Origin of the sequence: Algoriphagus pacificus, from assembly GCF_017254845.1 — a bacterium.
Taxonomy (GTDB): Bacteria; Bacteroidota; Bacteroidia; order Cytophagales; family Cyclobacteriaceae; genus Algoriphagus; species Algoriphagus pacificus.
Genome location: NZ_JAFKCU010000003.1, coordinates 539,798 through 563,143, shown reverse-complemented (window position 1 = coordinate 563,143; position 23,346 = coordinate 539,798). Strand labels below are relative to the sequence as shown.

Below are 23,346 nucleotides of genomic sequence, written 5' to 3'. Positions count from 1 at the left end.
TTTCCAGTCAATTAACTTATAACTATTATTACAATGAACTTGAAAAAGAGCCTTTTAGCTATCGCCCTACTAGCATTTGTAGGATTTGCAGCTAATGCACAAGAAAAACCAAGCCCTGCTAAAACTGCAGAAGGAATGGTTGGAGATGCAAAAATTACAATTAATTACAGCAGCCCAGCTGTTAAAGGAAGAGTGATCTGGGGAGATTTGGTGCCTTTAGGTGAAGTATGGAGAGCTGGTGCCAATGAGGCAACTACCTTCACTACAACCAAGGATATCATGGTAGAAGGCAAGAAATTGCCAGCAGGAACTTATGGTTTCTTTATTATCCCTGGAGAAACTGAATCAACTTTGATATTCAATAAAGTTGCTAAGCAGTGGGGAGCTTTTGATTACGATTCTAAAGAAGATGTATTGAGAGTTTCAGTTCCTTCTCAGCAGACTTCTACGATGGAAGAGCGATTGGTTTATGAAGTAAAGCCATCAAGCTTTGAAATCAGATGGGAATACGGAAAAGCTTCTGCTAAGCTGGGGTCTTAATTCCATTTCTATTAATAAATGAAACCACGGAAAAATTTCCGTGGTTTTTTTATTTCACTTCAAAATACTGTTCGACTTTCACCTGAAATACCTGGTAGATTGTTGAAGCGTTCAAAGTGTTTTTTGTCTCACCAAACGCAAAGACTTTTGCATCTTTTAGCAGGAGAATGGTATCTGCAAATTTGGCGGCGATATTCATATCATGAACCACTCCTATCACTGTGAGATCTTCATTTTTAACCATAAAATCCCGAATCTTTTGCATAAGATCATATTGGTAATAAATGTCCAGAAAAGTCAAAAGTTCATCTAATAGCAACAGCCTAGATCTTCCCGGCAAGGGAGTCCAGATCTGCGCAAATACCCGCGCAAATTGAACTCTTTGCTTTTCTCCACCACTCAAGGTTAAATAGTTTCTGTTTCTCATTTCATCTACCCTGAAGAGTTTCATGGATTCTTCACATATTTCTAGATCAAGCGGTTTTGGGCTACTCTCATAATGAGGAAATCTTCCCATCATAACTACTTCTGACACTCTCAAAGGGAAACTCAATTCGATGTTTTGAGAAAGAACAGCTCGATACTTCGCCTGATCTTTAAAGGAGGTTTTTTCCAATTCCTGTCCATCAATTAAAACTTGACCGATATTAGGTTTCAATTCCCCGCTCATGAGTTTGACCAAAGTGGATTTTCCTGCTCCATTGGGACCTAAGATTAGATGCATCTTTCCGTGGTTAAATTTTAAAGAAACGTCATCAATTAGGTTCTTTCCACTTTTTTTTAGGGATAAATTAGCTAGTTGGATCATATCAGAAAAAATAATTGGTTCGACGAAGAAGAATGATAAACACAGGTACTCCGATTAAAGAAGTTACTATTCCGATCGGGAGTTCGGCTGGAGACAGGATTAATCTGGCAGTCAGATCCGAGGCAGTTAATACAATGGCTCCTAGTAAAGCACCTGACCAAATCAGAAAACGATTATCTGAGCCATTGATCATTCTCAGCAGATGAGGAACAATTAATCCTACAAATCCAATCACTCCCACAAAGGCAGTTGCTACCGCCACCATCACCACATTGATCAGTAATATTTTAATCTTTAACTGGAAAATACTGATCCCTAAAAGCTGGGCCTCCTGCTCACCAAGCATCAATGCATTTAGCTGCTTAGCATATCTTAAACTTAGAAGAATACTAAATGTGGTCACTATTGCAACGATCAACAAACCTTCCCAATAAGCACCTGATAGGGTTCCTAAATTCCAGAAAGTAATGGACCTTGCTTGCGGATCTCTGGCTATGTAGGAAAGAAATCCAACCCCACTTAAAAACAAAGCATTGATAGCAATTCCTGTCAATAGTAAAGAAACCACGGAGCTTTTTCCTCCATTCTTGGATTGGGATAGATAGAAAACCAACATAGTAGAAACGATACCACCCAAGCATGCAGCAATTGGTAAAGTCCATTCTCCGAGATTGAGTTTAAATGTTGCCCCCAAAACAAAATAGAATGCAGCCCCAAATGCAGCTCCGCTGGATGTTCCAATCAAACCGGGTTCTACAATAGGATTGCGGAAAAGTGCCTGCATCAGCACTCCTCCAACTGCCAATGCTGCACCTACAAAGATCCCCATAATAACCCTTGGAAGTCGGATTTGCATAAAAATCCGCTCATTTAGGTCTGTTATCTCAGTGCCTTGAATCAGGTGAGTAAAAGCATTTCCAATTTCTTGAATACTGATTGAAACAGCACCAAACTTGACTGAAAACAAGGAGATAAGAATCAGAATTACCAGCAAAGCCAATCCAATAACTTTTGAATTACTTTGATTCATCCGGATGAATTAATTTTTGAAGTTGAAGTACATTTTCACCCGTTCTAGGTCCGATATAAACCATGTCATGCTCTTCTACTCGAAAGATTTTATTTTCCTGAAAAGCTTTGGTTGCGGCAATTCCTGGCAATTTCTCGATTTCATTTCCTTGGCTTAATTGATCGTAACCGAAGTCAGTAAGCAAAATGATGTCAGGATTGGCAGCAGCGACCACTTCTGGAGACAATTGTTTCATTTGGCCTTCTGCTTCCACTGCCATTTCCCCTCCTGCCCATTCCACCATTTTAGCAGCAACGCTATTTTTTGTCATAACTAAATAGACATTTGATGCTCTTCCAAAATGGATGATCAAAACTTTTGGTTTGCTTGTAAACTTCTTTCCTTCTTCTAAAGCCAGATTCATATCAGATTTTAGTTTTTCAACCAAGGCTTTGGCTTTCTCAGTTTTCCCGAAATAGTCTCCCATTTCATGAATCAATGAATCTGTTCCTGCAATGGTTGATTGATAATTTCCGAATGTTTTCATCGGGATTTGCAATTCCTCCAATTGGGTTACAACCTGCTCTGGACCAATATTATTGTCATGTAAAATCAAGGTAGGCTTCATAGCCAGAATAGTTTCTGTACTTAAAGCTCTATGATAACCAATTGTTGGAAGATCCTTTATTTCAGGAGGATATGTACTAGAAAGATCTACTGCGACAATGTTTTCCTCAGCTCCCAAAGCAAAAATTATTTCAGAATACTGCTTTGAAATACAGACAATTCTTTCTTCATTCTCCTGCTTTTCATCTTTATTGCTAAACCTTCCGCAGCTAACCAACACCGTCAAAAGAAGGAAACTCACTAGGTATTTTTTCATTTTTTCTATCAGTAAGAAACCTGCTTCCCTAGAGGTGGGAAGCAGGTTTTGGATTGTAAAATTTTAGAAACTGTACTTTAGATTGATTCCTCCAAAGAAGTTGATTTCGTTTGGACCAGGGATGTAAGCATCTGGAAGTTGATTTACAAATACCATATTATAGTACTGAGAGCCAGTGATGTTATTGGCTGCTACATACAGATCCAGATCAAATTGTGACAAGCTCTTACGGAATCCGATTTTTGAATTCAATAAATTGTAAGGATCTGTTTCATTCAGTCCATCTGAGGTGTATGGCATGCTACTTCTATAATTGAAGTAGAGGTTACCATAAAAACCAACATGTGTGTCCACATCAATACCAGTATTGAAGACAAATGGAGCTACCCCAGCTACTGCCAATCCAGAATAATCCTCTACAATCGCCACATCTTTTCCCTGATCATTTTTACCCACTCTTTCGAATTGGTAATCTTCATAAGTAAAATCAGAAAAAGTAAAATTGGCAAAAGGCTGAATGAGCTTCAGAAAGCCCGATTGTGATTCCCACGCTGTATATTTGACATAAGCTTCTACCCCTTTGTTATCCAATTTTCCTCCATTCACTAAGTAGGAATAAAGAGTTGCAGTATTATCAGGATTTTGGACGGTAACTGTGGTAAACTTATCCTGGAAATTGGCTTGGAAAACAGAAAGCGTATAGAATAAGCGGTTGTCTGCAAAACTACCTTTTGTTCCCAACTCAAATTGAGTCCCTTTTTCAGGTTTTAAGCCAGTATTTAGCTCTCCTGTGGTGGAAATTAAGATATTGCTCGCCACAGGAGCTTTGTAACCAGTGGAATAAGAAGCGTAAACAGAAGCCTGAGAATTGATTTCTTTGTTTATTGCCAAAGTGGGTGAAACCAAACCCTTGTAGCTATTGGAATAGACTTTCAATTTATCATTGCCAGGATGATTGTTGGAAAAAGCCCAAAGCCTGTCATCCAAACTCAGGTTCATATTACTAATTCCCAAACCTGCTGTCAGACTCAATTGTGAAGGTAATTTCAAAGTCCACTGAGTAAAATAGGAAATGGTAGAACTAGTGGTTACCTGATTACTTCTCAAACTCGTAATGATATTATAACCAGCTAGATTAGTGCTGTCGGCCCCCATTCCGTAGCCTACCGTTTGGGCATTCATGCGTTGGGCTTCCGCTCCTGCTTGACCTGCTAATTCCACATTTTCACCTAGGTTGAAATTCAGATCAGAAACAGATCTAAATCCATAATTCAATGGAGACTTATCATTCCATCCTCCCGCAGAGCTATTATCCAATCTCTGGGATGAACCAAAAAGAGAAGTTGTATTGGAAATCGTTTGATTAAAACGATACGTGCTTCCCACTCCAGCTCTGAAAGTTTCTACAGCTGAATGCGCGTTGTTTTTGATATATCTAGGATTTCCGGAGTAATCGAAAGACTCGTATTGCTCTCTTGTCAATTCACCATTTCGCTCATCATAACTATCAGCATATCCCAGATATGTAGTGATTGTATGTTTGTCATTCAGGCGAAAATCACCCATCATGTTCGCGAAGTCCTTACTGGATTTTGTATGATCCATAAAGCCGTCAAACTTCTGATGTCCATAATTCAGTAAAATGGAACTGTTCTCAGTACCAACACTCAATCTGGTTGTCGTACGCAATAAACCATAACTTCCAACTGTCATATCTTGCCCGATTGAGGTCTTGTTTCTGGGAGCTTTTTCTGTTTGCATGTTGATGACACCAGCGATAGCCAAACCATATAATGTTCCAGATGGACCTTTTAAAATGGATGTATTGGTTACTGAACCGTAATCGATATCATCCATAACTGTGATTCCTTCTCCATCTGTTACCGGGATGCCATTCAGATACATTTTCACACCTTGGCTATCAAAGTTGTTACTAACTCCTCTGAAACCCATTCCGCTTCCATATCCTCTAATGTTGATCTGTTGACCTCCGGATTGAGTTCTTCGCTGCATAAAAACTCCTGGTACATTGGTGTTAATCGCATCATCCAAAAATAGGCCTGTTCCTCTTTTCAGATCGGTTTCATCCATTTCAACATAAGAAATCGGTTGTTCCAGTTGTGTTTTGTTTGAATTGGCGAGAACCTCAACCCTTTCAAGTTCTTGCTCATTTGGAACCAAAGCAATTACCAACATTTCAGAACTTCCGCAGGAAACTGTTTGATTTACTGACTTATAGCCTACAAAAGTGACTTTTAGCCGAGATGAACCTGAGCAGGGAAATGTGAACTCACCATTGTTGTCTGTGATCACTCCTCTTGTTCCATCGATTATAATATTTGCTCCTACCACAGGAGTTTTATCTATTTCGTCAATGACTTTTCCTTTGATTTGATTGCTTTGAGCAAAGGACAGCATTGAGCAAACCATGCCCAGTACGAGCAAGATTAATTTTCTCATAAATTCTTTGTTAGTTGATTTTTAAAAAGACATACCTCTTCCAGCCTTTATAAAGGTGAATTTTGAAGTATTGAAGAAATTTGGATTACAAAAAGTTGGGAGGAGGAGTTGATACTTCCAAGAAAACAAATGTCAATTTCGAATTGGTGTTAAAATTTGACTTTATTGTTTTCAGTGTATTTGGATTGATTTTAAAGGTGAAATTCTCCGAAACATAGAGCAGTTTCAGAGCCTTCGCCACCTTAGTTATCGGGTTATTTGCTTGTCTCGATTCATGTTCTATTTCCAATTGAACCAATTTATCCATTTGTGAAAAAAGGATGGCTTCTTCTGTGTCATTCACACAATATAATTGAATGGAATCTCCAACTTTTTCTTTTCTCACAATATCAAACATCTCAGAATTCATATGGAATTCAATATCAGGTCTCTCCCAATCTAGTTGATCGTATTCCTCTTGGCTTAATTCAAAAAAATGTAATTCACCGGTTGGAATGCCGGATTTGATCTGTCTTTTGATTGATCTTCTAATCTGGTTTTGCTGAACTTTAAGTACAATATAAGCCCCTGTGAAGTTTGAAAAGAGAGTTAGAATTAAGAAGAAAGACAGTAGACTTTTTATCATGTAAATTGGTTACTAAATAAGGTTTCAATTTTTGGAGTCATTTGCCTTTTCTTGGATTGCAGGGAATCAATCTCATCTAAGTTATTTAATGGAAATTGAGCTTACAACCAAATTTGGTTAGAATGGGAAAATTCGGTGAACAATCCACAGATTTTTATTTTAAGGTAATTTTTTAACCTAGTTATTATTTTTTGAGGATTTACAGCGAAATGAACTTTCCATTTTAGGCCATTTTTTTGAGTTCAAAACAAGTTTAAAGACTTGATTTCTATTTAGAATTAAAGTTTAAATTCCCTTGCCTTCTGGAGAATCCGCTATTTTTGCATCGCATGCTTGATAATTTTGATCCTAATTCATTTGACTTACCCGTTGCGGAGATTATCCCACAAGTCAAAAAAATACTCACAACTGACAACTCATTAATAATCCAAGCACCTCCAGGTGCAGGAAAAAGTACGCTTTTACCTTTGGCTTTATTGGAGGAAGACTGGCTCAAAGGAAAAAAGATTTTGATGCTAGAACCAAGAAGGTTGGCCACAAAATCCATAGCCCAGCGAATGGCACAAATGTCTAAAACCCAATTAGGCGAGGAAATTGGCTATAGAATCCGCTTTGAGTCAGTGGTTTCAAAAAACACAAAACTGGAAGTCATCACCGAAGGGATTTTGACCAGAATGCTTCATTCAGACAATTCTCTGGAGGATGTTGGCTTGGTTATTTTTGATGAGTTCCACGAGCGAAATCTTCATTCAGAAGTTGCTTTGGCACTTTGCCGAGAGGTTCAAGAGGTCTTGCGTCCTGATTTAAGAATCTTGCTGATGTCAGCAACAATCGATGCAGCGATGCTTTCCGATTTGATTCAAGCTAAAGTGGTGAAAAGTAGCGGTAGGCAATATCCAGTTGAAGTCAAACACTTAAGTGAGGTTGATGAATATGCCATTGGAGAAGATACAGCCCGACAAATCATTCCTTTAACCAAAAAGCATGAGGGTGATTTTTTGGTTTTTTTACCTGGTCAAGGGGATATCAAAAAAGCAGAAGCCATCTTAAGAAGAGCTTTGCCTGATGATCTTATTTTGCCACTATTTGGACAGCTTTCACCCGCTGCCCAACAAAAGGCTATTATGCCTGATCAGAATGGCAAGAGGAAGATTGTTCTCTCAACAGATATTGCAGAAACTTCTCTAACTATTGAGGGAGTAAAAGTTGTGGTTGATTCAGGCTTTGCCAAATCATCCAAATTTGATCCTAGAACAGGTTTGTCACGATTGGTGCTGCATCGAATCAGTAAGGATTCTGCGGATCAAAGATCAGGACGTGCTGGAAGATTGACTGCCGGTCATTCCTATCGCTTATGGACTAAAGCCATTGAAAATCAATTGGCAGAATTTAGGACTCCTGAGCTCTTGGAGGCAGATTTGACACCAATGGTGTTGGATATGAAAGCCTGGGGTCAGGAAGATATCCGGGAAATGACTTGGCTAACTCCCCCTCCTGCTGGGACACTCCATCTCGCTGAAAAGACACTGGAGGCAATTGATGCATTGGAAGAGGGTGCATTGACATCCCATGGAAAAGAGATTCATAAAGTACCGACTCATCCTAGGATTGCGCATATGTTGCTTTATGCAGAAAAGCAGAATGCTTTGGGTCTTGGGACAGACATTGCGGCAATTTTAGATGAAAGAGACCCATTGAATGCTGATGCTGGTGTGGATTTGAATTTAAGAATTGAGGCTTTGAGGAGGTTTAGAGATCGAGGAGTGACTATTCCCAGAATCAAGAAAATCGAAAAATTAGCTGCCTCCTATCGGTCCATGTTTAAGATAGCTCCTGAAAATAAACCTGTAGATCCTTGGTTGACAGGACTCTTGTTAGCCTATGCTTATCCTGAAAGGATAGCTGCGGCCAGACCGGGAAATAATGCTCAATTCCAGTTGGCAAATGGTAAAATCGCTCAAATTGGCCATCGGGATGATTTAGCCCATGAATCTTGGTTGGCAGTTGCTCACGTGGACGCTCGGGAAGGAATGGGAAAAATTTGGCTTGCAGCTACTTTAAACCCTAAAGACCTTGCTCCTATGCTCAAGACTAAAGAAGTTTTAGAATGGGATAGAAAAAAAGGAGGCTTAGTGGCACATACGGAAGTTCGAATCGGTGCCATTATTTTAGGTAAAAGACCTTTAGGAAAATTCGATCCTTCGCAAGCAAAAACTGCCATTCTAAATGCTATTAAGGAAGAAGGTGAATTGCTTTTGGATTGGAATGAGGAAGTGATTCAATTGATTCATCGGGTTTCATCTCTAGCCAGTTGGAATCCAGAACAAGCTTGGCCAAACTGGTCTGTGGCATCTCTTTGTGAAAGCGCAGATGAATGGTTGGAACCTTATGTGACTCAAATCAAGCACAATGAGGATTTTAAAAAGCTGGATTTACATAGGATTTTAATCTCCAGCCTTGATTTCCAATTGCAGCAAGATTTGGAAAAACTGGCTCCCGAATCCTTGACAGTGCCATCTGGAAGCAAAATCAAAATTGAATACCAATCGGAAGGTGAAACTCCACTCCTATCTGTCAGGCTGCAAGAATTATTCGGATTGCTGGAAACTCCCAGAGTCAACCAAGGAAAAGTACCCTTGTTAATAGAAATGCTTTCTCCAGGTTTTAAACCTGTCCAACTTACCCAAGACCTTAAAAGCTTTTGGTCAAATGGTTACTTTGAAGTAAAAAAAGAGTTGAAGAGAAGGTATCCAAAGCATGAATGGCCTGAAGATCCGATCTCGGCGGAGGCAGTCCGAGGAGTAAAAAGGCGAACTTAATCGAGGTTATCGAGGTAATTCAGGAATTTCAAATAAGAGGCAATTGTGAAAGGTGTTAGTTCTTTTTCCTCAATCGCTTCTAAAAATATTTGTCTTAGGTAAGGATAATCTGTTGGGTTGTAAAGCTTGCTCAAAGCTGTTGCTCGGAAAGCATTATAAACGAAGTTGGAAGTCTTAAAAGTCTTGGCTTTTCTTTCGTAAAAGGCGATCTCCAGATTCAATGGATCTTCCATTTTATCTAGCCAATTCAATCCGTCAGTGATCAGAAACTTTTCAGCTGTTTCTATGGCTTTGGCCAATTCGTAATCATTGTTGATTATAAATTGCTTTGGTAGGATTTTGCCAATCTTATCCAGCGTTTGCACCAAAGTGATTGATCTTTCCGAAAAACCACTCAATGTGGGTAAAAATTGATGGATCAATTCTTCTACCTCATGAATCCGGATTCCAAGATTATACTCTAAAGTTGCGTGATTTTCATGTTCTGTAAACTGAACAAAAATCATTTGAAAGCCTAAAGGAAAAGGCTTTTGAAACATCATCAATTCATTATCCAACTCGAAACCCAGGTCTCTAAAAAACTGGGTATGTAAGCCGATGATGTCTTGATTTCTCATGTTAGTAATAACCAGAGAAATCAAAAAATGTTGTTTATTCTTCAGAAAATAATTCCCTCATTTCCTGCAACATAGGTTCGATTTCAGCTTTTTTTATTGCCATGCTTCCCTCGTCTTCAGGATTGTGAAGGTAATGGTTCCAATGTTTTTCTGCTTTGCGAATAGTTCTGGGAGTAATTTCAAACTCTACACTGTCTAGATATTCTTTTGCCAGAGTTTCGGCTTTGAAATTGCCAAAAAGATAAACTCTGAAAATATCCACAAAACTGTCACTTAGATCAAATTCTTCTAGGATCTGTACAAAAGCTCCTTGGTGTTTTTGATTCTTTTTGTCCCGGATAGCCTCAAAAATCGCATCCAAAGATTCTTCATTAAAGCTTGTCTTGGATAATGCCCTGCAGGCCAAATAAGCAATTTCCCAATTATCTCCTTTGACCAGCTCGATCAATTTGTCTTTAACTTCTTCCGTATTGATTTTGCCAAGCTTTTCTGCAAAGTAGAAAGCTTCCTTTTCGTTGGGATCACAGATTTTGTCAAAAAGTTTTTGGGTTTCCTCCTGCATAAAATTTCAGTTTATTTGTACAAAGATAATTGAATTGCTATCTCCATCATGTCATCTGGCCAATCCAAAGAAATAAGTACTGTAGATTTTTATTCTTTTCAAGAAAAAGCAAATCAAAAGGGATTGATTCAAAGCTATTTACCAGAAAGCCATCAAATGGAATTTTCTCTGGATAATAAATGGATGGCTAAAGTTTCCATTCCTTGGAATATGAAAGTGCTTGATGATAATTCCATCCAAAAAAGAGATGATTATCACATGGCTTTGGTCATGATTAGAGCTGGAATCGCTACTACGGGCTATTTCCATGATGGAGCCTTGATTGATCATAAGGTTTTTAGAGCCTATATGGTCCGTCAGAAACAAGGAAAAAGTCAGATTAAATACCTGAAAACTAAAGGAAAATCTCGTGCAGGATCCAGGATTCGCCTGGGTGAATCTGAGTTGTTTTTTGAAGAAATCAATGAACGATTAAATCAGTATGCCTCCAATTACCCTATAGATCATTGGGGTATTTCATGTAGCAAGACTTTGTGGCCTTATTTTTTTGGAGCTGCTACTCCTCCTCCATTTGACAAGAAACAGGATAATTTGTTGGGGATCCCTTTTCATGTGCAGCATCCGGATTTTGAAACGCTTCAATTGATACATAAAAAACTGAATGCTTTCCACATTTTATTCTCTGAGGAAGGTGAAAAGCATTTTAGCGAATCAGAAATAGGAAATTCTTCCCCTGAAGAAGAATCTGAAGACTGGTAAAAAATAAAGGCCTGAATTTCTTCAGGCCTTTTGGTTAGCGGTTAAGGTTTAAATCAAGCTTTGTCTGACTGCCCCATATCAAAAGAGGTAGAAAGCATATTGATGGTTTCATGAGCAACTTTGATGTTGAACTCATAAGCCAAACTTTTATAGTTTACCAAATCGACAATTGTACCTATAAAACATAGACCAAATGTCAAAATGTAGAGTATACCCAATCCGATTTGACCAAGGATAAATCGATGTAGACCCGCGAAACCAAAGAAGCCTAGCAATGTCAAGATTAGGATCATTTGAGCGTCTTTTCTTCTTGCACGGTATACTTGAGCAAAAAGTGAAGCTTGATCTTCATCCATACTTTTCATTAATCCCTGGATATATCCCAGTTCCATTCCTTCCAATTCAGGAAGATGTCTTAATACATTAGCCATAGTTGTGTGTTGTTTTAAGGTTTTTAATTAGTTGCCAAATTCTAGTGAAAATCACGACATAAGCCAGCATTGCCAAAGGATGCATGGACCAAGATGCCTGAAAATCTCCTCTAGCCAGGAGGTTCATGGATCTTCCTAATCCACATCCCGGACACCAGGTAAATCCCAGTTGATCCAGAGGACATAGACTAAAGTGAGTCGCTGCGTGTGGCTCTAGTAGTAAAATTGCTACCAAACTTCCTACCCAGAATGCCAGTTCCAAAGGGAATCGCTGAAGTTGTCTACTTATTTCCTTCATGCCAGTATAAATACGAAAAAGATGCCATTCACTAAAAATGCCCTCAAGAGCTCAGATTCAAGGTTGACTCTTTGCTGGAGTAGAATAATCGTACAAAAAAGTGTACGGTTATGAACATTACCGTTCAGGTAAAAGGATTTCTGGCTTGGATTCAAAAGTCTGGAAATAGCTTTGCTCAAAGTTTGCATTGAATCTAGCATGGGATTTCTTACCAGAATAATTTTTCCAACCCAAAAAGCTAAATATCCCTCCCATTAACTCACTTGACATGGGTATTTCTTGATGTATCCTCAATGCATCTGAAGCTTCTTTGCCAATGAGAAATGCTACAAGAGAAGCTGACTTTCCTTTCAAAAAACTTTCAGTTTGGTTCGCTTCATAATAATTCAACAGAGAATCTATTAATCGTTTTCCAGCTTCGGAGGATTGTAAATGTCTTTTTCTGATCAGCTTTTCTAATTCAAAAGCTTCTTTGGCTGTTTCCGGCCAATAATGGGTTTCAATTCCCATTAACTTGCCCAAATAACTCCAATAAGCAAGAACTGTATTGCTTTCCTCAGTACTTGGATTCTTACCGATTTTTCTCATTCCCCTCAAAACCAAAAGACTGAACGCTAGATTTGTCCCAATCAGATCCTCTTGGTTGACAGGTTGACCAAATTCATTTTTCCAGTCCTTAGAATACTTCTTGATGAAATACCTGCTAAATGCATGAATCAACCTGATTTTTGCACAGATTAGAAAAGCTTCTTTTGATTCAATGAAAGCTCCGGGTTTAAAGACATCCAAAAGGAATTTGGCAGTTTCTCCCAAACGTTTTCCGGGTTCGGCGAGAATTCGCTTCGATCTCACCAATACTTCTGCCCCTTTGGCAAATGCGTAACAATAAGGCAGAGAGTAAAACCCCAGCAAGCCTAGGTATATATCTCCTTTGCGATCGAAGAACTCCTGTCCTTTTTGTAGGGTAACTATTTCACTTTTATTTGGAGGAATTTGATAGAGTCTAAAAAATGAAATGAGTGTATCGGAGAAATTCTCATTAAAAACCTCCGGAATTACCGTCCATTCGTTGATTTCACGAATTAATTTGGGATCATTTATCAGTGCCAAAACAGCCTGATCAGCAGGGGGATCTGTTCTTTCCCGGAGCTGATCCAAATTCCCATTGGTGTACAATTTCAGTTTACTCACAGCATTCTAACAAGCATTTTGTATTTTGGTTGATCAATTTTAACAAAAGATGAAAATTCTTTATTCCTTCTCCTTTTTTCTGGCCTCAGTTCTGTCTTTTCCTGCATTTGCACAGACAGCTACTGACCTTTGGGTGGTAGAGACTTCTGGGAAATCCGGCAAATTCAAGATTCTTCCGGAAACTGCTTATGCATTGACAAATAGACCGGAATACGATAATCAGCCAAGCTTTATCAATGAATACCAAATGGTTTTCTCTGCAGCTGATGAAAATGATAATTTCGATATTATTGTCTACAACTTCAATTCTAAGAAGTTTACCAACATGAGCCGGACATCGGACCGAAATGAAAATTCTCCCATGATCACTGATTGTGGCATGTATATTTCAGCTGTAGTTTCTGAACCGGATAAAAAACAGAGAGTTTGGTTGTATCCACTTACTTTCGAGCCGGCTGAATTGCTTTATGATGATATCGAACCTGTGGGTTATTACGATTGGTATGATAATAAGGCGGCTATGTTTGTCTTAGGTGAGCCCAATCATCTGGTTTATGCAAGAGGCAGAAACGATATTTTGACAATAGATTCGGCAGTTGCCCGAGCTATTATTAAAAGACCAAAGACCAGTGAAATCACTTACCTTTCAACAGATGAGTTTAGGGATGTGGGTGGACAAAAAGCTTTTATGCTGAAAAGTTTTGATATCGAATCGGCTGAAAGATCAGAGTATTACTTTGGAGTTCCAGGTTCTCAGGATTTCATTTGGCTGGACAAAAACTACTTGCTGATGGCAAGTGGAAATAATATTTACAAGAGAAAGTATACTGAAACTAACTGGGAATTGGTTGGAACCATTAATTCCGATACACATCAAAATATCACAAGAATGGCCTACAGTGAGGATTTGGAAATCCTAGTTGTGGCGATGGATAGAAAATAAAAAAATCAATTAATACTATGAACCCTTTAAAATACGCAGCTTTTGTTGCCGCATTGGTTGTTTCAAACTCTTTACTTGCCCAAATCGAAGATCGAGGCGGAGTTGTGGCCAGAAATGCTGAATTAGTAAAAGTGCAGGATGGATTTACGTTTACTGAAGGCCCTGCCGTCAATCGTATGGGAGACGTTTTCTTTACGGATCAACCCAATAATAAAATCTATAAATGGTCTGCAGGAAGTAACACGGTGACAGTCTTCAAAGAAAATGCTGGTCGCTCTAATGGTATGTACTTTATGCTCAATAATACCCTAATCACTGCAGCAGATGAAAAAAATGAGCTTTGGGAAATCGACCAAGATGGGAATGAAAAGGTATTATTGGCTGGATTCAAAGGGAAAAAACTGAATGGTCCAAATGATATCTGGGTAAGACCTCAAGGAGGCTTATATTTCACTGATCCATTGTATCCGAGAGAATATTGGGAAGGAATCAGAGAACCTGAAATGGAACAAGATGGGCAGCACGTTTATTATGTTTCTGAGGATCGCTCAGAATTTTTTCGGGTGACAGATGATTTGGTGCAACCGAATGGAATTGTAGGCAGCCCTGACGGAAAAACATTATATGTAGCTGATATCAGAGCCAATAAAACCTATAAATATGACATTCGCGAAGATGGATATCTGACCAACAAAAGGCTGTTTTGCGAAAAAGGCTCAGATGGAATGACCATCGATTTCAAAGGCAACTTATATCTGACAGGTGATGGAGTGACAGTTTTCAACAGAAATGGAGAGCAAATCGCACATATTCCTGTTCCAGCTAAATGGACTGCAAATGTGGTTTTCGGAGCCTTGGATAGAAAAACGCTTTTTATTACAGCTATGGATGCTGTTTATTCTTTGCAAATGAAAACCCGTGGGGTTTGGTAAAAAAAATAGGGACTTAACAGTCCCCATCAATTTCGCAAGTGCTATCAGAATTACCCTGTGCTATATCAAGTACAGGGTTTTCTTTTACATAATCGTCCCAGGCTTTTTGGAGCGTCTGATCAAAAACCTCATCAGCTTGTGCGCCTGAAATCCCAAATTTTCTATCCAAAACGAAGAAAGGAACTCCCCTAACCCCAATTTGTCTCGATTCATAAATATCCTCCTCAACTTCTTGATCAAACTTTTCGGAAGTCAAAACCTCTGTTATTTCAGCTTCATTAAGCCCGATTTCCAGACCTAATGCAAGTAGGGTTTCAGGATCATCTACATTTTTACCATCTGTGAAGTAAGCCTGCAACAAAAGTTCCTTCATTTCCCCACCTTTTCCACTCTCTTTTGCCAAATGGATCAAGCGATGGGCATTTCTTGTATTTGCCACAACAGTTTTTTCCATCTGAAAGTCCAGTCCCTCCTGCTTCGCCATTTCAACTACCTGTTGGGTGATCTGAATGGTTTGAGGCATTGACCAGCCTTTGGATTTGGATAAATACTCAAGGCTATTGAGACTTGGATCAGTTTTTTGATCAGGATTGAGTTGAAAGCTTTTCCATTCTATCTCGATCTGATCCTTATGAGGGAATTGATTTAATGCTTTTTCCAATTTTCGCTTTCCGATGTAGCAAAAAGGGCAAACTACATCAGACCATATTTCTATTTTCATGAGTTTTTAATTTACTTAAACATCCAAATCAGATTTTTCACAAAAGAGTTCACCGCAAACTTGAAAACAAAAGAATGTCCCTCCTGTGCTATGGAAGTTGATGAAAAGGCAAAAATCTGTCCTATTTGTCAATTTGAATTTCCCAAACGATCTCCCTGGATCATGTGGATGGCTATTTTCCTATTAATTGTCTGGTTGATTTCTTACATTTTGTAATTCATTAAAAACCCTCAACTATGAATAAGCGCTCATTTATCAAGGCATTGACTCTTCTTGGTTTCAGTACTGGATCAATTTTAGAATCAAAAGCCAAATCACTAAGCATAAATGATTTGGATTTCTCTGCACCTGATATTTGGGATCAAGTGAGGGCTGCTTACAAGTTGAAACCTGATTATATCAATCTGGAAAACGGATATTACTGCTTTCTTCCTGAAGAAACTCTGGAAAAATATATTCAACACTTACGGGATGTAAACTACCATGCTTCCAGCTACATGCGTACAGTACAATGGGAAAACAAAGCCAAATCTGCTGCAAAAGTAGCTGAACTTGTTGGAGCTAGTCCTGAGGAAGTGGTTTTGACTAGAAACACGACTGAATCCATCGACTTGATTATCTCAGGCTATCCTTGGCAAAAAGGAGATGAAGCGATTGTTTCCAACCAGGATTATGGTAGTCTCCTCAATATGTTTGAATTGGCAGAAAGAAGGTATGGGATAAAAGTGAAAAAGATAGATATCCCGATGCATCCTGAGAATGATGAGGAAATCGTAGCTGTTTATGAACAAGCTATTACGCCAAAAACAAGATTGATGATGGTTCCTCATATCGTGAATATCACCGGTCATATTTTACCTGTAAGAAAAATCGCGGATATGGCTCATAGTCACGGAGTCGAAATCATGCTGGACGGTGCCCATGCTGTTGGACATTTTGATTTTAATATTTCTGAATTGGATTGTGATTATTATGGTTCCAGCCTACATAAGTGGCTAAGTGTTCCATTAGGTTGTGGAATGCTTTATGTCAAAAATGGTAAGAGTCAAAAAATCAGGCCTTTATTGGCTCCTTATGAGTTGGATCAAAAGACAATTTTGAACTTAAATCACACAGGAACACATCCTGTTTCCACTGATCTGGCTGTAATTGATGCTGTTGACTTCCATAATAAAATGGGAAGCAAGAGAAAAGAAGAGCGATTGAGATACATTCAAAAATATTGGTCAGATCAAGTGAGGGATTTACCGGGTGTACTAGTGAACACTCCTATTGAACCTCAAAGGTCTTGCGGGATAGCAAATGTTGGCATTGAAAAAGTGCCTCCAATTGAGATGGCAAAGGTTTTAATGGATAAATATCAGATCTATACAGTGGGTATTAATGGTGCTGGAGTATATGGTTGTAGAATCTCTCCCAACGTTTATACCTCAGAAAATGAAATGGATAAATTTGTAAAGGCAATAAAAGAAATGTCAGGAAATGCTTGACAGAATAAAATTTGGTTAAAAAGGCGTAACGGGAATTAAAGTAAGCTATTGAGTTTTTGGCAAAATTTTTGGTCTTAAGGTTTAAAAAATTAAAGAATTTACTTGCAATTAGTTTTCAAAGAACTCAACTTTGCTACCCGAAACGAATGAACACGATTTCTTACATAGCGCCAACTTCTAATTTTGCACTTCCTATAGCTGCAGTGAAGCGTGTTATGTTATTTTTCACTCCTTTGAGGAGGTATAGGTTCTTTTTCAGGGTTTAACCCTTATTGTTATACTCTGTTTTCCTACGAGGAAAACCCACTCGCTTTATTCCCTTCTTGTTCTTAAAAAAATATTCCGGTTTACTCCAGGATTAAATTCATGCATTCAAACATGGAAAATATTTCATTTAAAATCATTGTGGCCGATCCGTCCCATAAAAAATATGCAACCATCATCACTGATGAGATGGAAAACTCTGCAAAAGCCCGCGGAACAGGTATCGCCAAAAGAAGCCCTGCTTACATTGAAACCAAAATGGATGAAGGAAAGGCTGTCATTGCTTTGACTCAAGATGGAACATGGGCAGGTTTCTGCTACATTGAAGCTTGGGGACATGGTAAGTATGTTGCCAATTCCGGATTGATCGTTTCACCCGAATTCAGAAAGTTTGGATTGGCTCGATTAATCAAACAAGAAATTTTCAAGCTAAGCCGTAAAAAATACCCTGATTCCAAAATATTCGGTCTGACTACTGGAGCCGCAGTGATGAAAATCAATTCCGGCTTGGGATACATTCCTGTTTCCTATGCGGATTTGACCGATGATAATGAGTTTTGGAAAGGTTGTCAAAGCTGTGTGAATTATGAGATTTTGATGAGTAAAAACCGTCAGAATTGCCTTTGCACCGCAATGCTTTATGACCCAAATGCCAAAAAAAGCCAAGTGGAAGAAATGGCTTTAAGACAGGATTTTAAAAAAGAAATCAAATTGTTTGACCGTTGGGTCAGACTCAAAAAATATGTCATGCTAAAACTGAATAAGTCAAAAGATTCAGTTTCAAGCTTTTTCCTATAATCAATATTTACCTAGTCAAAGTCAAACCATAGATAAATGAAAAAAGTCGTTTTAGCCTATAGCGGTGGTTTAGATACCACATTTTGTGCCTTACACCTTTCCAAAGAACTTGGATATGAAGTTCATGCTGTGTTAGTAAATACAGGAGGTTTTTCAAACGAGGAATTAGAAACAATCCAGTCTAGGGCCGAAAGCTTAGGTATTGCTTCTTTTAAAGTTCTTGATGTAGTTGAGACTTATTATCAAGAAGTTATCAAATACTTGATTTTTGGAAATGTTCTAAAAAATCAAACTTATCCCCTTTCTGTTTCTGCAGAAAGAATCTTGCAAGCCAAGTCTTTGGCAGAATATGCAAAATCTATTGGAGCCAAGTCTGTAGCTCATGGATCTACCGGTGCTGGAAATGACCAGGTAAGATTTGATATGATTTTCCAAACCATTGTACCGGATATTGAAATCATCACTCCTATTCGTGATCTGAAGCTTAGTAGACAAGAAGAAATCGAATATTTGAAAAAGCACGGTGTTTCGATGAATTTCGAGAAAGCTGCATATTCTATTAATAAAGGAATCTGGGGAACTTCTGTTGGAGGTAAAGAGACTTTGACTTCATCTGATTACTTGCCAGAATCTGCTTGGCCTACTCAAATGACCGAAACTGAAGCGAAGGAAATTACCCTTGGTTTCGAAAAGGGAGAATTAAAATCCGTTAATGGTATTTCCTATGAGCATGCTGTGGATGCCATTCAAGAAGTTCAAAAATTAGCCGCTCCTTTTGGCATTGGAAGAGATATTCATGTGGGTGATACAATTATTGGTATCAAAGGAAGAGTTGGCTTCGAAGCAGCCGCTCCTATCGTGATTATCAAAGGGCATCAATTGTTGGAGAAACATACTTTGACCAAATGGCAAATGTTCTGGAAAAATCAGCAAGCTGAATTTTACGGAAATCACTTGCATGAAGGACATTATTTGGATCCAGTGATGCGAAACTTGGAAGCATTTTTACAAAGCACCCAAGAATATGTAACTGGAACAGTTCGAGTTCTTTTGCAGCCCTACCGATTTACTTTGTTGGGAATCATCTCTGATCATGATTTGATGTCTGCTAAGTTTGGTAGCTATGGAGAGATGAATAAAGGATACACTGCAGAAGATGTAAAAGGATTCACGCGAATTTTAGGAAATCAAACTGCGATATTCCATAAAGTAAACAGCAGCGATGACTAAAATCAAAACAGCCATTATTGGCGCAGCTGGCTATACAGGAGGAGAATTATTGAGAATTCTGGTGCATCACCCGCACTGTGAGTTGGTTTGCGTTCATAGCAATAGCCAAAAAGGGAAAAAAGTATCCGAAGTTCATCCTGATCTAATTGGAGATTGTGATCTTGTTTTCACAGATGAAGTGCCTAATTCAGGGATTGATGCAGTTTTCCTAGGCTTACCGCATGGAGAGACAAAATCATTTTTGGATGCACATCCATTTTCTGAAAATACAGTCATTATTGATTTGTCTACAGATTTTAGAGATCAATCTCACGGTTTCGTTTATGGATTGCCTGAGGTAAATAAAGCTGTTATTGCTAATTCGAAAAAGATAGCAAACCCAGGTTGCTTTGCTACTGGAATTCAGCTGGCTTTGGCTCCGGCTATTGCTGCGGGTTGGGCGACTGAAGCTATTCATATTTCAGGGATCACAGGAAGTACAGGTGCAGGTAAAAAACTTGCTGAAACTTCTCATTTCAGCTACAGATCATCCAATATGTCTGTATATAAATTGTTTACACATCAACATTTGAAAGAAATAAGGCAGACTTTTAGGCAGTTGAATTCAGGATTTGACGCTGAATTGCTTTTCGTACCCTATCGAGGGAATTTCCCAAGAGGAATTTGGGTGACAGCCTACCTTCCTTTTGAAGGAACTGAGGAAGAAGCAAGGAAAGCCTATCATGAATTCTACAAGAATGCAGCTTTTACGCATGTTTCAGATCAGGACATAGATATGAAACAAGCTGTTAATACCAATAAGTGTATAATTCATGTTCAAAAAGAAGCTGGTCAATTGGTTATTTATTCAGCCATTGACAACTTGTTAAAAGGAGCTTCTGGTCAAGCTGTTCAAAATTACAACTTGGCTTTTGGACTGGATGAGAAAGCTGGATTAAACCTGAAAAGCATCGCTTTTTAAATTTTGACCCAAGGTCAAACCTTCTTATTTCTTTACTCTTATCTTTAATTCAAGATGAATTTATTTGATGTATATCCGCTTATCCCGGTGACGCCTGTTAAAGCCGAAGGCGCTAAACTTTGGGATGATCAAGGACAAGAATATTTGGATCTATATGGCGGACATGCCGTCATTTCCATTGGGCATACCCACCCGCATTATGTAAAGCGAATTCAGGATCAACTGAATCAGATCGCTTTTTATTCCAATTCCATACAAATTCCTATTCAAAAGCAATACGCTGAGAAATTGGGGGAATTGTCTGGATATCCTGATTACAGACTGTTTTTATGCAATTCCGGAGCAGAAGCAAACGAAAATGCGATAAAGCTGGCATCCTTTGCTACTGGTAAATCTGGTTTTATTTCATTTTCAGGGGCGTTTCACGGAAGAACTTCTGGAGCAGTTGCATTGACAGACAATCCTAAGATCGTCGCTCCATGCAATGCTAGAGAGGACTTTGAAATCCTACATTGGGGTGATTTGCAAGCAGTAGAGCTCCGCGTTAAACAAGGAAATATTGCTGGGATTATCATTGAAGGAATCCAAGGTGTTGGTGGTATTCAAGTTCCATCTCCTGAGTTTTTGACTGGTTTAGCCAATATCTGCAAGGATTTTGGAGTGAAATTGATCTTAGACGAAGTTCAATCTGGATTTGGTAGAACAGGTAAGTTTTTTGCTCATCAATGGGTAAAGAATATCAAGCCGGATATCATCAGCATGGCAAAAGGAATGGGAAATGGTTTTCCAATTGGAGGAATCATTATTTCACCTGACTTTAAATCAAGCTATGGGTTGTTAGGAACCACTTTCGGAGGAAACCACCTGGCATGTGCAGCTGGTATGGCAGTTTTGGAAGTTTTGGAAGCAGAAAACCTGATCCAGAAATCAGCTGAACTTGGTGCCAAAGTCATGGAAGAACTAAAGCACATTCCAGGAATCATTGATATCCGTGGAAATGGCCTGATGATCGGTATTGATCTGGATCGTGAAGCAGGGCCTGTTAGATCCGAATTGGTCAAAAAATACCATATTTTCACTGGTAGTGCCGCCTCCTCAAACACCATTAGACTGCTTCCTCCTTTAAATATCGAATGGAATCAGCTAAATTCGTTCATATCAGCATTAACTCAAATTCTAGCACAATCCCCTATTCTTAAATAAATGGACTCAAGTTCAATAAAAATTCAAAAATTCACCCAGTTCGAATCCCAAGCTTTAGGCCAGCAATTAATAGATAAAGCCTTGCTTTATAAGGCTGATCCTAGGATTGATATCCAAAAAGGTATGGGCAAAAGAATCGGTTGTATCTTTTTGAACCCTTCCCTTCGAACAAGAGTATCCACTCAGATTGCTGCATCCAACCTAGGCGTTGAGCCGATTGTTCTGAATATGGACAAGGAAGGCTGGGCTCTTGAAATGAATGAGGGAGCTATAATGAATAAAGGCACTGTGGAGCATATAAAAGATGCTGCAGGTGTATTGGGTAGTTATTTTGATATCCTGGCGATCCGAGCTTTCCCTTCCTTGACAAATAAAGAGGAAGATATGAGCGATTTCGTTTTCAGCCAATTCGTGAAGTATTCAGGGATTCCGGTGATCAGTTTGGAATCGGCCATCCGACATCCATTGCAAAGTCTTGCTGATCAGATTACCATTCAGGAGCATTCAAAGGATATCAAGAAACCAAAAGTAGTGCTGACGTGGGGACCTCATATCAAAGCGATTCCACATGCTGTAGCAAATAGCTTCGCAGAATGGACACTCGGAATGGGTCATGATCTAACAATCACCCATCCTGCCGGATATGAGCTGGATGAGAAATTTACCGAAGGTGCAACTATAGAATATAATCAAAGTAAAGCACTACAAGATGCTGATTTTGTTTATGTTAAGAACTGGTCTGGATTTAATGATTATGGAAAAATCATTTCTACGGACCATTCTTGGATGCTGACTGAAAAGCATCTAAAAGCTGCACCAAATGCCAAAGTAATGCATTGCTTGCCTGTAAGAAGAAATCTGGAACTATCTGATGAAATATTGGATGGACCGAGATCTTTGGTACAAAAACAAGCCGAAAATAGAATCTATGCTGCTCAATCAGTGATCAGCCATTTGATTTAATAAAGCCTCAAACCTATCGACCTATGAAAATCAGTATTATTAAAATCGGTGGCAATGTCATCGACTTTCCTGAAAAATTAGATGAGTTTTTAAGCCTCTTTTCCAAATTCCCTGGACATAAAATTCTTGTTCACGGAGGTGGAATTATGGCCTCTCGCTTCGGCGAATCCCTTGGCGTCATGCCTGAAATGGTTGATGGACGCAGGATTACAGATAAAGATACATTGGATGTGGTGACGATGGTTTATGCCGGTCTGATCAACAAGCAGATTGTAGCTAAACTTCAGGCATTAAAAGTGAATGCTTTGGGAATGACAGGAGCTGATGGTAATTTGATAAGATCCATCAAAAGGCCAGTTAAAGGAATTGATTATGGCTTTGTGGGTGATATCAAAGAAGTGAATATTAAACTTATCGATCATTTGTTGCAGGCAGATTTACTTCCTGTGGTCAATGCAATCACTCACGATCAAAAAGGTCAATTGCTCAATACCAATGCAGATAGTATCGCCTCTGCCTTAGCTACAAGTTTAGCTGCAGAGCATCAGGTGAATCTGTATTTCTGTTTTAACAAGAGCGGGGTTCTGATTGATGAAAAAAATGAAAATTCGATCATTCCTTTGATCAATGAGGATATTTATCAGGAACTGAAAAAGGAAAATGTTATCCATTCCGGAATGATTCCAAAGCTGGATAATGCATTCGAAGCGTTAATGAAAGGTGTAAATCACGTTTGGATTGGCAAAGCCGAAAACCTTTTGCTTGCTGCCAAAGGAAAATTATCTGGTACTACCATAGAAAGACATCGCTACGATCTTTATTGATCGAGACAAGCAGCC

General features: G+C 38.8%; 23 protein-coding genes. 12 read left to right on the top strand and 11 right to left on the bottom strand.

Annotation, left to right across the window (positions count from 1 at the left end):
* Nucleotides 1-33 precede the first annotated feature (33 nt).
* A complete protein-coding gene (locus J0A69_RS14960) occupies nucleotides 34-540 on the top strand; it encodes a DUF2911 domain-containing protein (RefSeq protein ID WP_206587414.1) in 507 nt (168 codons plus the stop codon).
* 49 nt (nucleotides 541-589) lie between these two features.
* On the opposite strand, the gene J0A69_RS14955 is transcribed toward J0A69_RS14960, so the two are convergent.
* From J0A69_RS14955 to J0A69_RS14935, 5 genes are all read right to left on the bottom strand, one after another.
* Nucleotides 590-1,348 (bottom strand): ATP-binding cassette domain-containing protein, encoded by a 759-nt coding sequence (locus J0A69_RS14955; RefSeq protein ID WP_262897721.1) that lies wholly within the window; start codon nucleotides 1,346-1,348, stop codon nucleotides 590-592.
* Nucleotide 1,349: 1 nt separating this feature from the next.
* Nucleotides 1,350-2,378: a FecCD family ABC transporter permease gene (locus tag J0A69_RS14950; RefSeq protein WP_206587412.1), complete on the bottom strand. Its 1,029-nt coding sequence runs from the start codon at nucleotides 2,376-2,378 to the stop codon at nucleotides 1,350-1,352.
* A complete protein-coding gene (locus J0A69_RS14945) occupies nucleotides 2,365-3,240 on the bottom strand; it encodes a heme/hemin ABC transporter substrate-binding protein (protein WP_206587411.1) in 876 nt (291 codons plus the stop codon). The genes J0A69_RS14950 and J0A69_RS14945 overlap by 14 nt, the downstream gene beginning before the upstream one ends.
* 63 nt (nucleotides 3,241-3,303) lie before the next feature.
* A complete protein-coding gene (locus J0A69_RS14940; protein ID WP_206587410.1) occupies nucleotides 3,304-5,700 on the bottom strand; it encodes a TonB-dependent receptor in 2,397 nt (798 codons plus the stop codon).
* Nucleotides 5,701-5,785: 85 nt separating this feature from the next.
* Nucleotides 5,786-6,325 (bottom strand): hypothetical protein, encoded by a 540-nt coding sequence (locus J0A69_RS14935; protein WP_206587409.1) that lies wholly within the window; start codon nucleotides 6,323-6,325, stop codon nucleotides 5,786-5,788.
* A gap of 329 nt (nucleotides 6,326-6,654) precedes the next feature.
* On the opposite strand from J0A69_RS14935, the gene hrpB reads away from it, so the two are divergent.
* The gene (hrpB, locus tag J0A69_RS14930; RefSeq protein ID WP_206587408.1) at nucleotides 6,655-9,144 is read left to right on the top strand and encodes an ATP-dependent helicase HrpB; all 2,490 of its coding nucleotides are present in this window, start codon (nucleotides 6,655-6,657) and stop codon (nucleotides 9,142-9,144) included.
* Here hrpB and J0A69_RS14925 read toward each other — a convergent pair.
* Nucleotides 9,141-9,761 carry a hypothetical protein gene (locus J0A69_RS14925; RefSeq protein WP_206587407.1) on the bottom strand — a complete coding sequence of 207 codons (621 nt, stop codon included), beginning with the start codon at nucleotides 9,759-9,761 and terminating at the stop codon, nucleotides 9,141-9,143. The genes hrpB and J0A69_RS14925 overlap by 4 nt on opposite strands.
* Nucleotides 9,762-9,795: 34 nt before the next feature.
* Nucleotides 9,796-10,323 (bottom strand): HEAT repeat domain-containing protein, encoded by a 528-nt coding sequence (locus J0A69_RS14920; RefSeq protein ID WP_206587406.1) that lies wholly within the window; start codon nucleotides 10,321-10,323, stop codon nucleotides 9,796-9,798.
* Nucleotides 10,324-10,371: 48 nt separating this feature from the next.
* On the opposite strand from J0A69_RS14920, the gene J0A69_RS14915 reads away from it, so the two are divergent.
* The gene (locus tag J0A69_RS14915) at nucleotides 10,372-11,082 is read left to right on the top strand and encodes a hypothetical protein (protein WP_236032888.1); all 711 of its coding nucleotides are present in this window, start codon (nucleotides 10,372-10,374) and stop codon (nucleotides 11,080-11,082) included.
* Nucleotides 11,083-11,135: 53 nt separating this feature from the next.
* Here the strand turns inward: J0A69_RS14915 and J0A69_RS14910 are convergent, their stop codons facing one another.
* The 3 genes from J0A69_RS14910 to J0A69_RS14900 form a co-directional block, all read right to left on the bottom strand.
* Nucleotides 11,136-11,513: a TM2 domain-containing protein gene (locus tag J0A69_RS14910; RefSeq protein WP_206587405.1), complete on the bottom strand. Its 378-nt coding sequence runs from the start codon at nucleotides 11,511-11,513 to the stop codon at nucleotides 11,136-11,138.
* The gene (locus tag J0A69_RS14905) at nucleotides 11,506-11,811 is read right to left on the bottom strand and encodes a DUF2752 domain-containing protein (RefSeq protein WP_206587404.1); all 306 of its coding nucleotides are present in this window, start codon (nucleotides 11,809-11,811) and stop codon (nucleotides 11,506-11,508) included. Before J0A69_RS14905 ends, J0A69_RS14910 begins: the two co-directional genes overlap by 8 nt.
* Before the next feature lie 117 nt (nucleotides 11,812-11,928).
* The gene (locus tag J0A69_RS14900) at nucleotides 11,929-13,002 is read right to left on the bottom strand and encodes an oxygenase MpaB family protein (RefSeq protein ID WP_206587403.1); all 1,074 of its coding nucleotides are present in this window, start codon (nucleotides 13,000-13,002) and stop codon (nucleotides 11,929-11,931) included.
* Nucleotides 13,003-13,051: 49 nt separating this feature from the next.
* On the opposite strand from J0A69_RS14900, the gene J0A69_RS14895 reads away from it, so the two are divergent.
* On the top strand, nucleotides 13,052-13,945 hold the full coding sequence (locus J0A69_RS14895) for a hypothetical protein (protein ID WP_206587402.1): 894 nt from the start codon (nucleotides 13,052-13,054) through the stop codon (nucleotides 13,943-13,945).
* A gap of 17 nt (nucleotides 13,946-13,962) precedes the next feature.
* Nucleotides 13,963-14,877: an SMP-30/gluconolactonase/LRE family protein gene (locus J0A69_RS14890; protein ID WP_206587401.1), complete on the top strand. Its 915-nt coding sequence runs from the start codon at nucleotides 13,963-13,965 to the stop codon at nucleotides 14,875-14,877.
* Between the two features lie 13 nt (nucleotides 14,878-14,890).
* On the opposite strand, the gene J0A69_RS14885 is transcribed toward J0A69_RS14890, so the two are convergent.
* Nucleotides 14,891-15,598: a DsbA family oxidoreductase gene (locus tag J0A69_RS14885; RefSeq protein WP_206587400.1), complete on the bottom strand. Its 708-nt coding sequence runs from the start codon at nucleotides 15,596-15,598 to the stop codon at nucleotides 14,891-14,893.
* Between the two features lie 236 nt (nucleotides 15,599-15,834).
* Here J0A69_RS14885 and J0A69_RS14880 point away from each other — a divergent pair, with 236 nt between their 5' ends.
* The 7 genes from J0A69_RS14880 to argB all read left to right on the top strand — a co-directional run bounded on the left by J0A69_RS14880 (nucleotide 15,835) and on the right by argB (nucleotide 23,331).
* Nucleotides 15,835-17,088: an aminotransferase class V-fold PLP-dependent enzyme gene (locus J0A69_RS14880; RefSeq protein WP_206587399.1), complete on the top strand. Its 1,254-nt coding sequence runs from the start codon at nucleotides 15,835-15,837 to the stop codon at nucleotides 17,086-17,088.
* Between the two features lie 378 nt (nucleotides 17,089-17,466).
* Nucleotides 17,467-18,150 (top strand): GNAT family N-acetyltransferase, encoded by a 684-nt coding sequence (locus J0A69_RS14875; protein ID WP_206587398.1) that lies wholly within the window; start codon nucleotides 17,467-17,469, stop codon nucleotides 18,148-18,150.
* Nucleotides 18,151-18,186: 36 nt separating this feature from the next.
* On the top strand, nucleotides 18,187-19,380 hold the full coding sequence (locus J0A69_RS14870; RefSeq protein WP_206587397.1) for an argininosuccinate synthase: 1,194 nt from the start codon (nucleotides 18,187-18,189) through the stop codon (nucleotides 19,378-19,380).
* Nucleotides 19,373-20,341, top strand: coding sequence for an N-acetyl-gamma-glutamyl-phosphate reductase (gene argC, locus J0A69_RS14865; protein WP_206587396.1), 969 nt, complete (start codon nucleotides 19,373-19,375; stop codon nucleotides 20,339-20,341). The genes J0A69_RS14870 and argC overlap by 8 nt, the downstream gene beginning before the upstream one ends.
* A gap of 54 nt (nucleotides 20,342-20,395) precedes the next feature.
* Complete coding sequence (locus J0A69_RS14860; protein WP_206587395.1) at nucleotides 20,396-21,544, top strand: aspartate aminotransferase family protein; 1,149 nt, start codon at nucleotides 20,396-20,398, stop codon at nucleotides 21,542-21,544.
* 21 nt (nucleotides 21,545-21,565) lie between these two features.
* Nucleotides 21,566-22,507, top strand: a complete 942-nt coding sequence (locus J0A69_RS14855; protein ID WP_206587684.1) for a Rossmann-fold NAD(P)-binding domain-containing protein — start codon at nucleotides 21,566-21,568, stop codon at nucleotides 22,505-22,507.
* A gap of 23 nt (nucleotides 22,508-22,530) precedes the next feature.
* Nucleotides 22,531-23,331 (top strand): acetylglutamate kinase, encoded by an 801-nt coding sequence (gene argB, locus J0A69_RS14850; RefSeq protein ID WP_206587394.1) that lies wholly within the window; start codon nucleotides 22,531-22,533, stop codon nucleotides 23,329-23,331.
* Nucleotides 23,332-23,346: the final 15 nt, after the last annotated feature.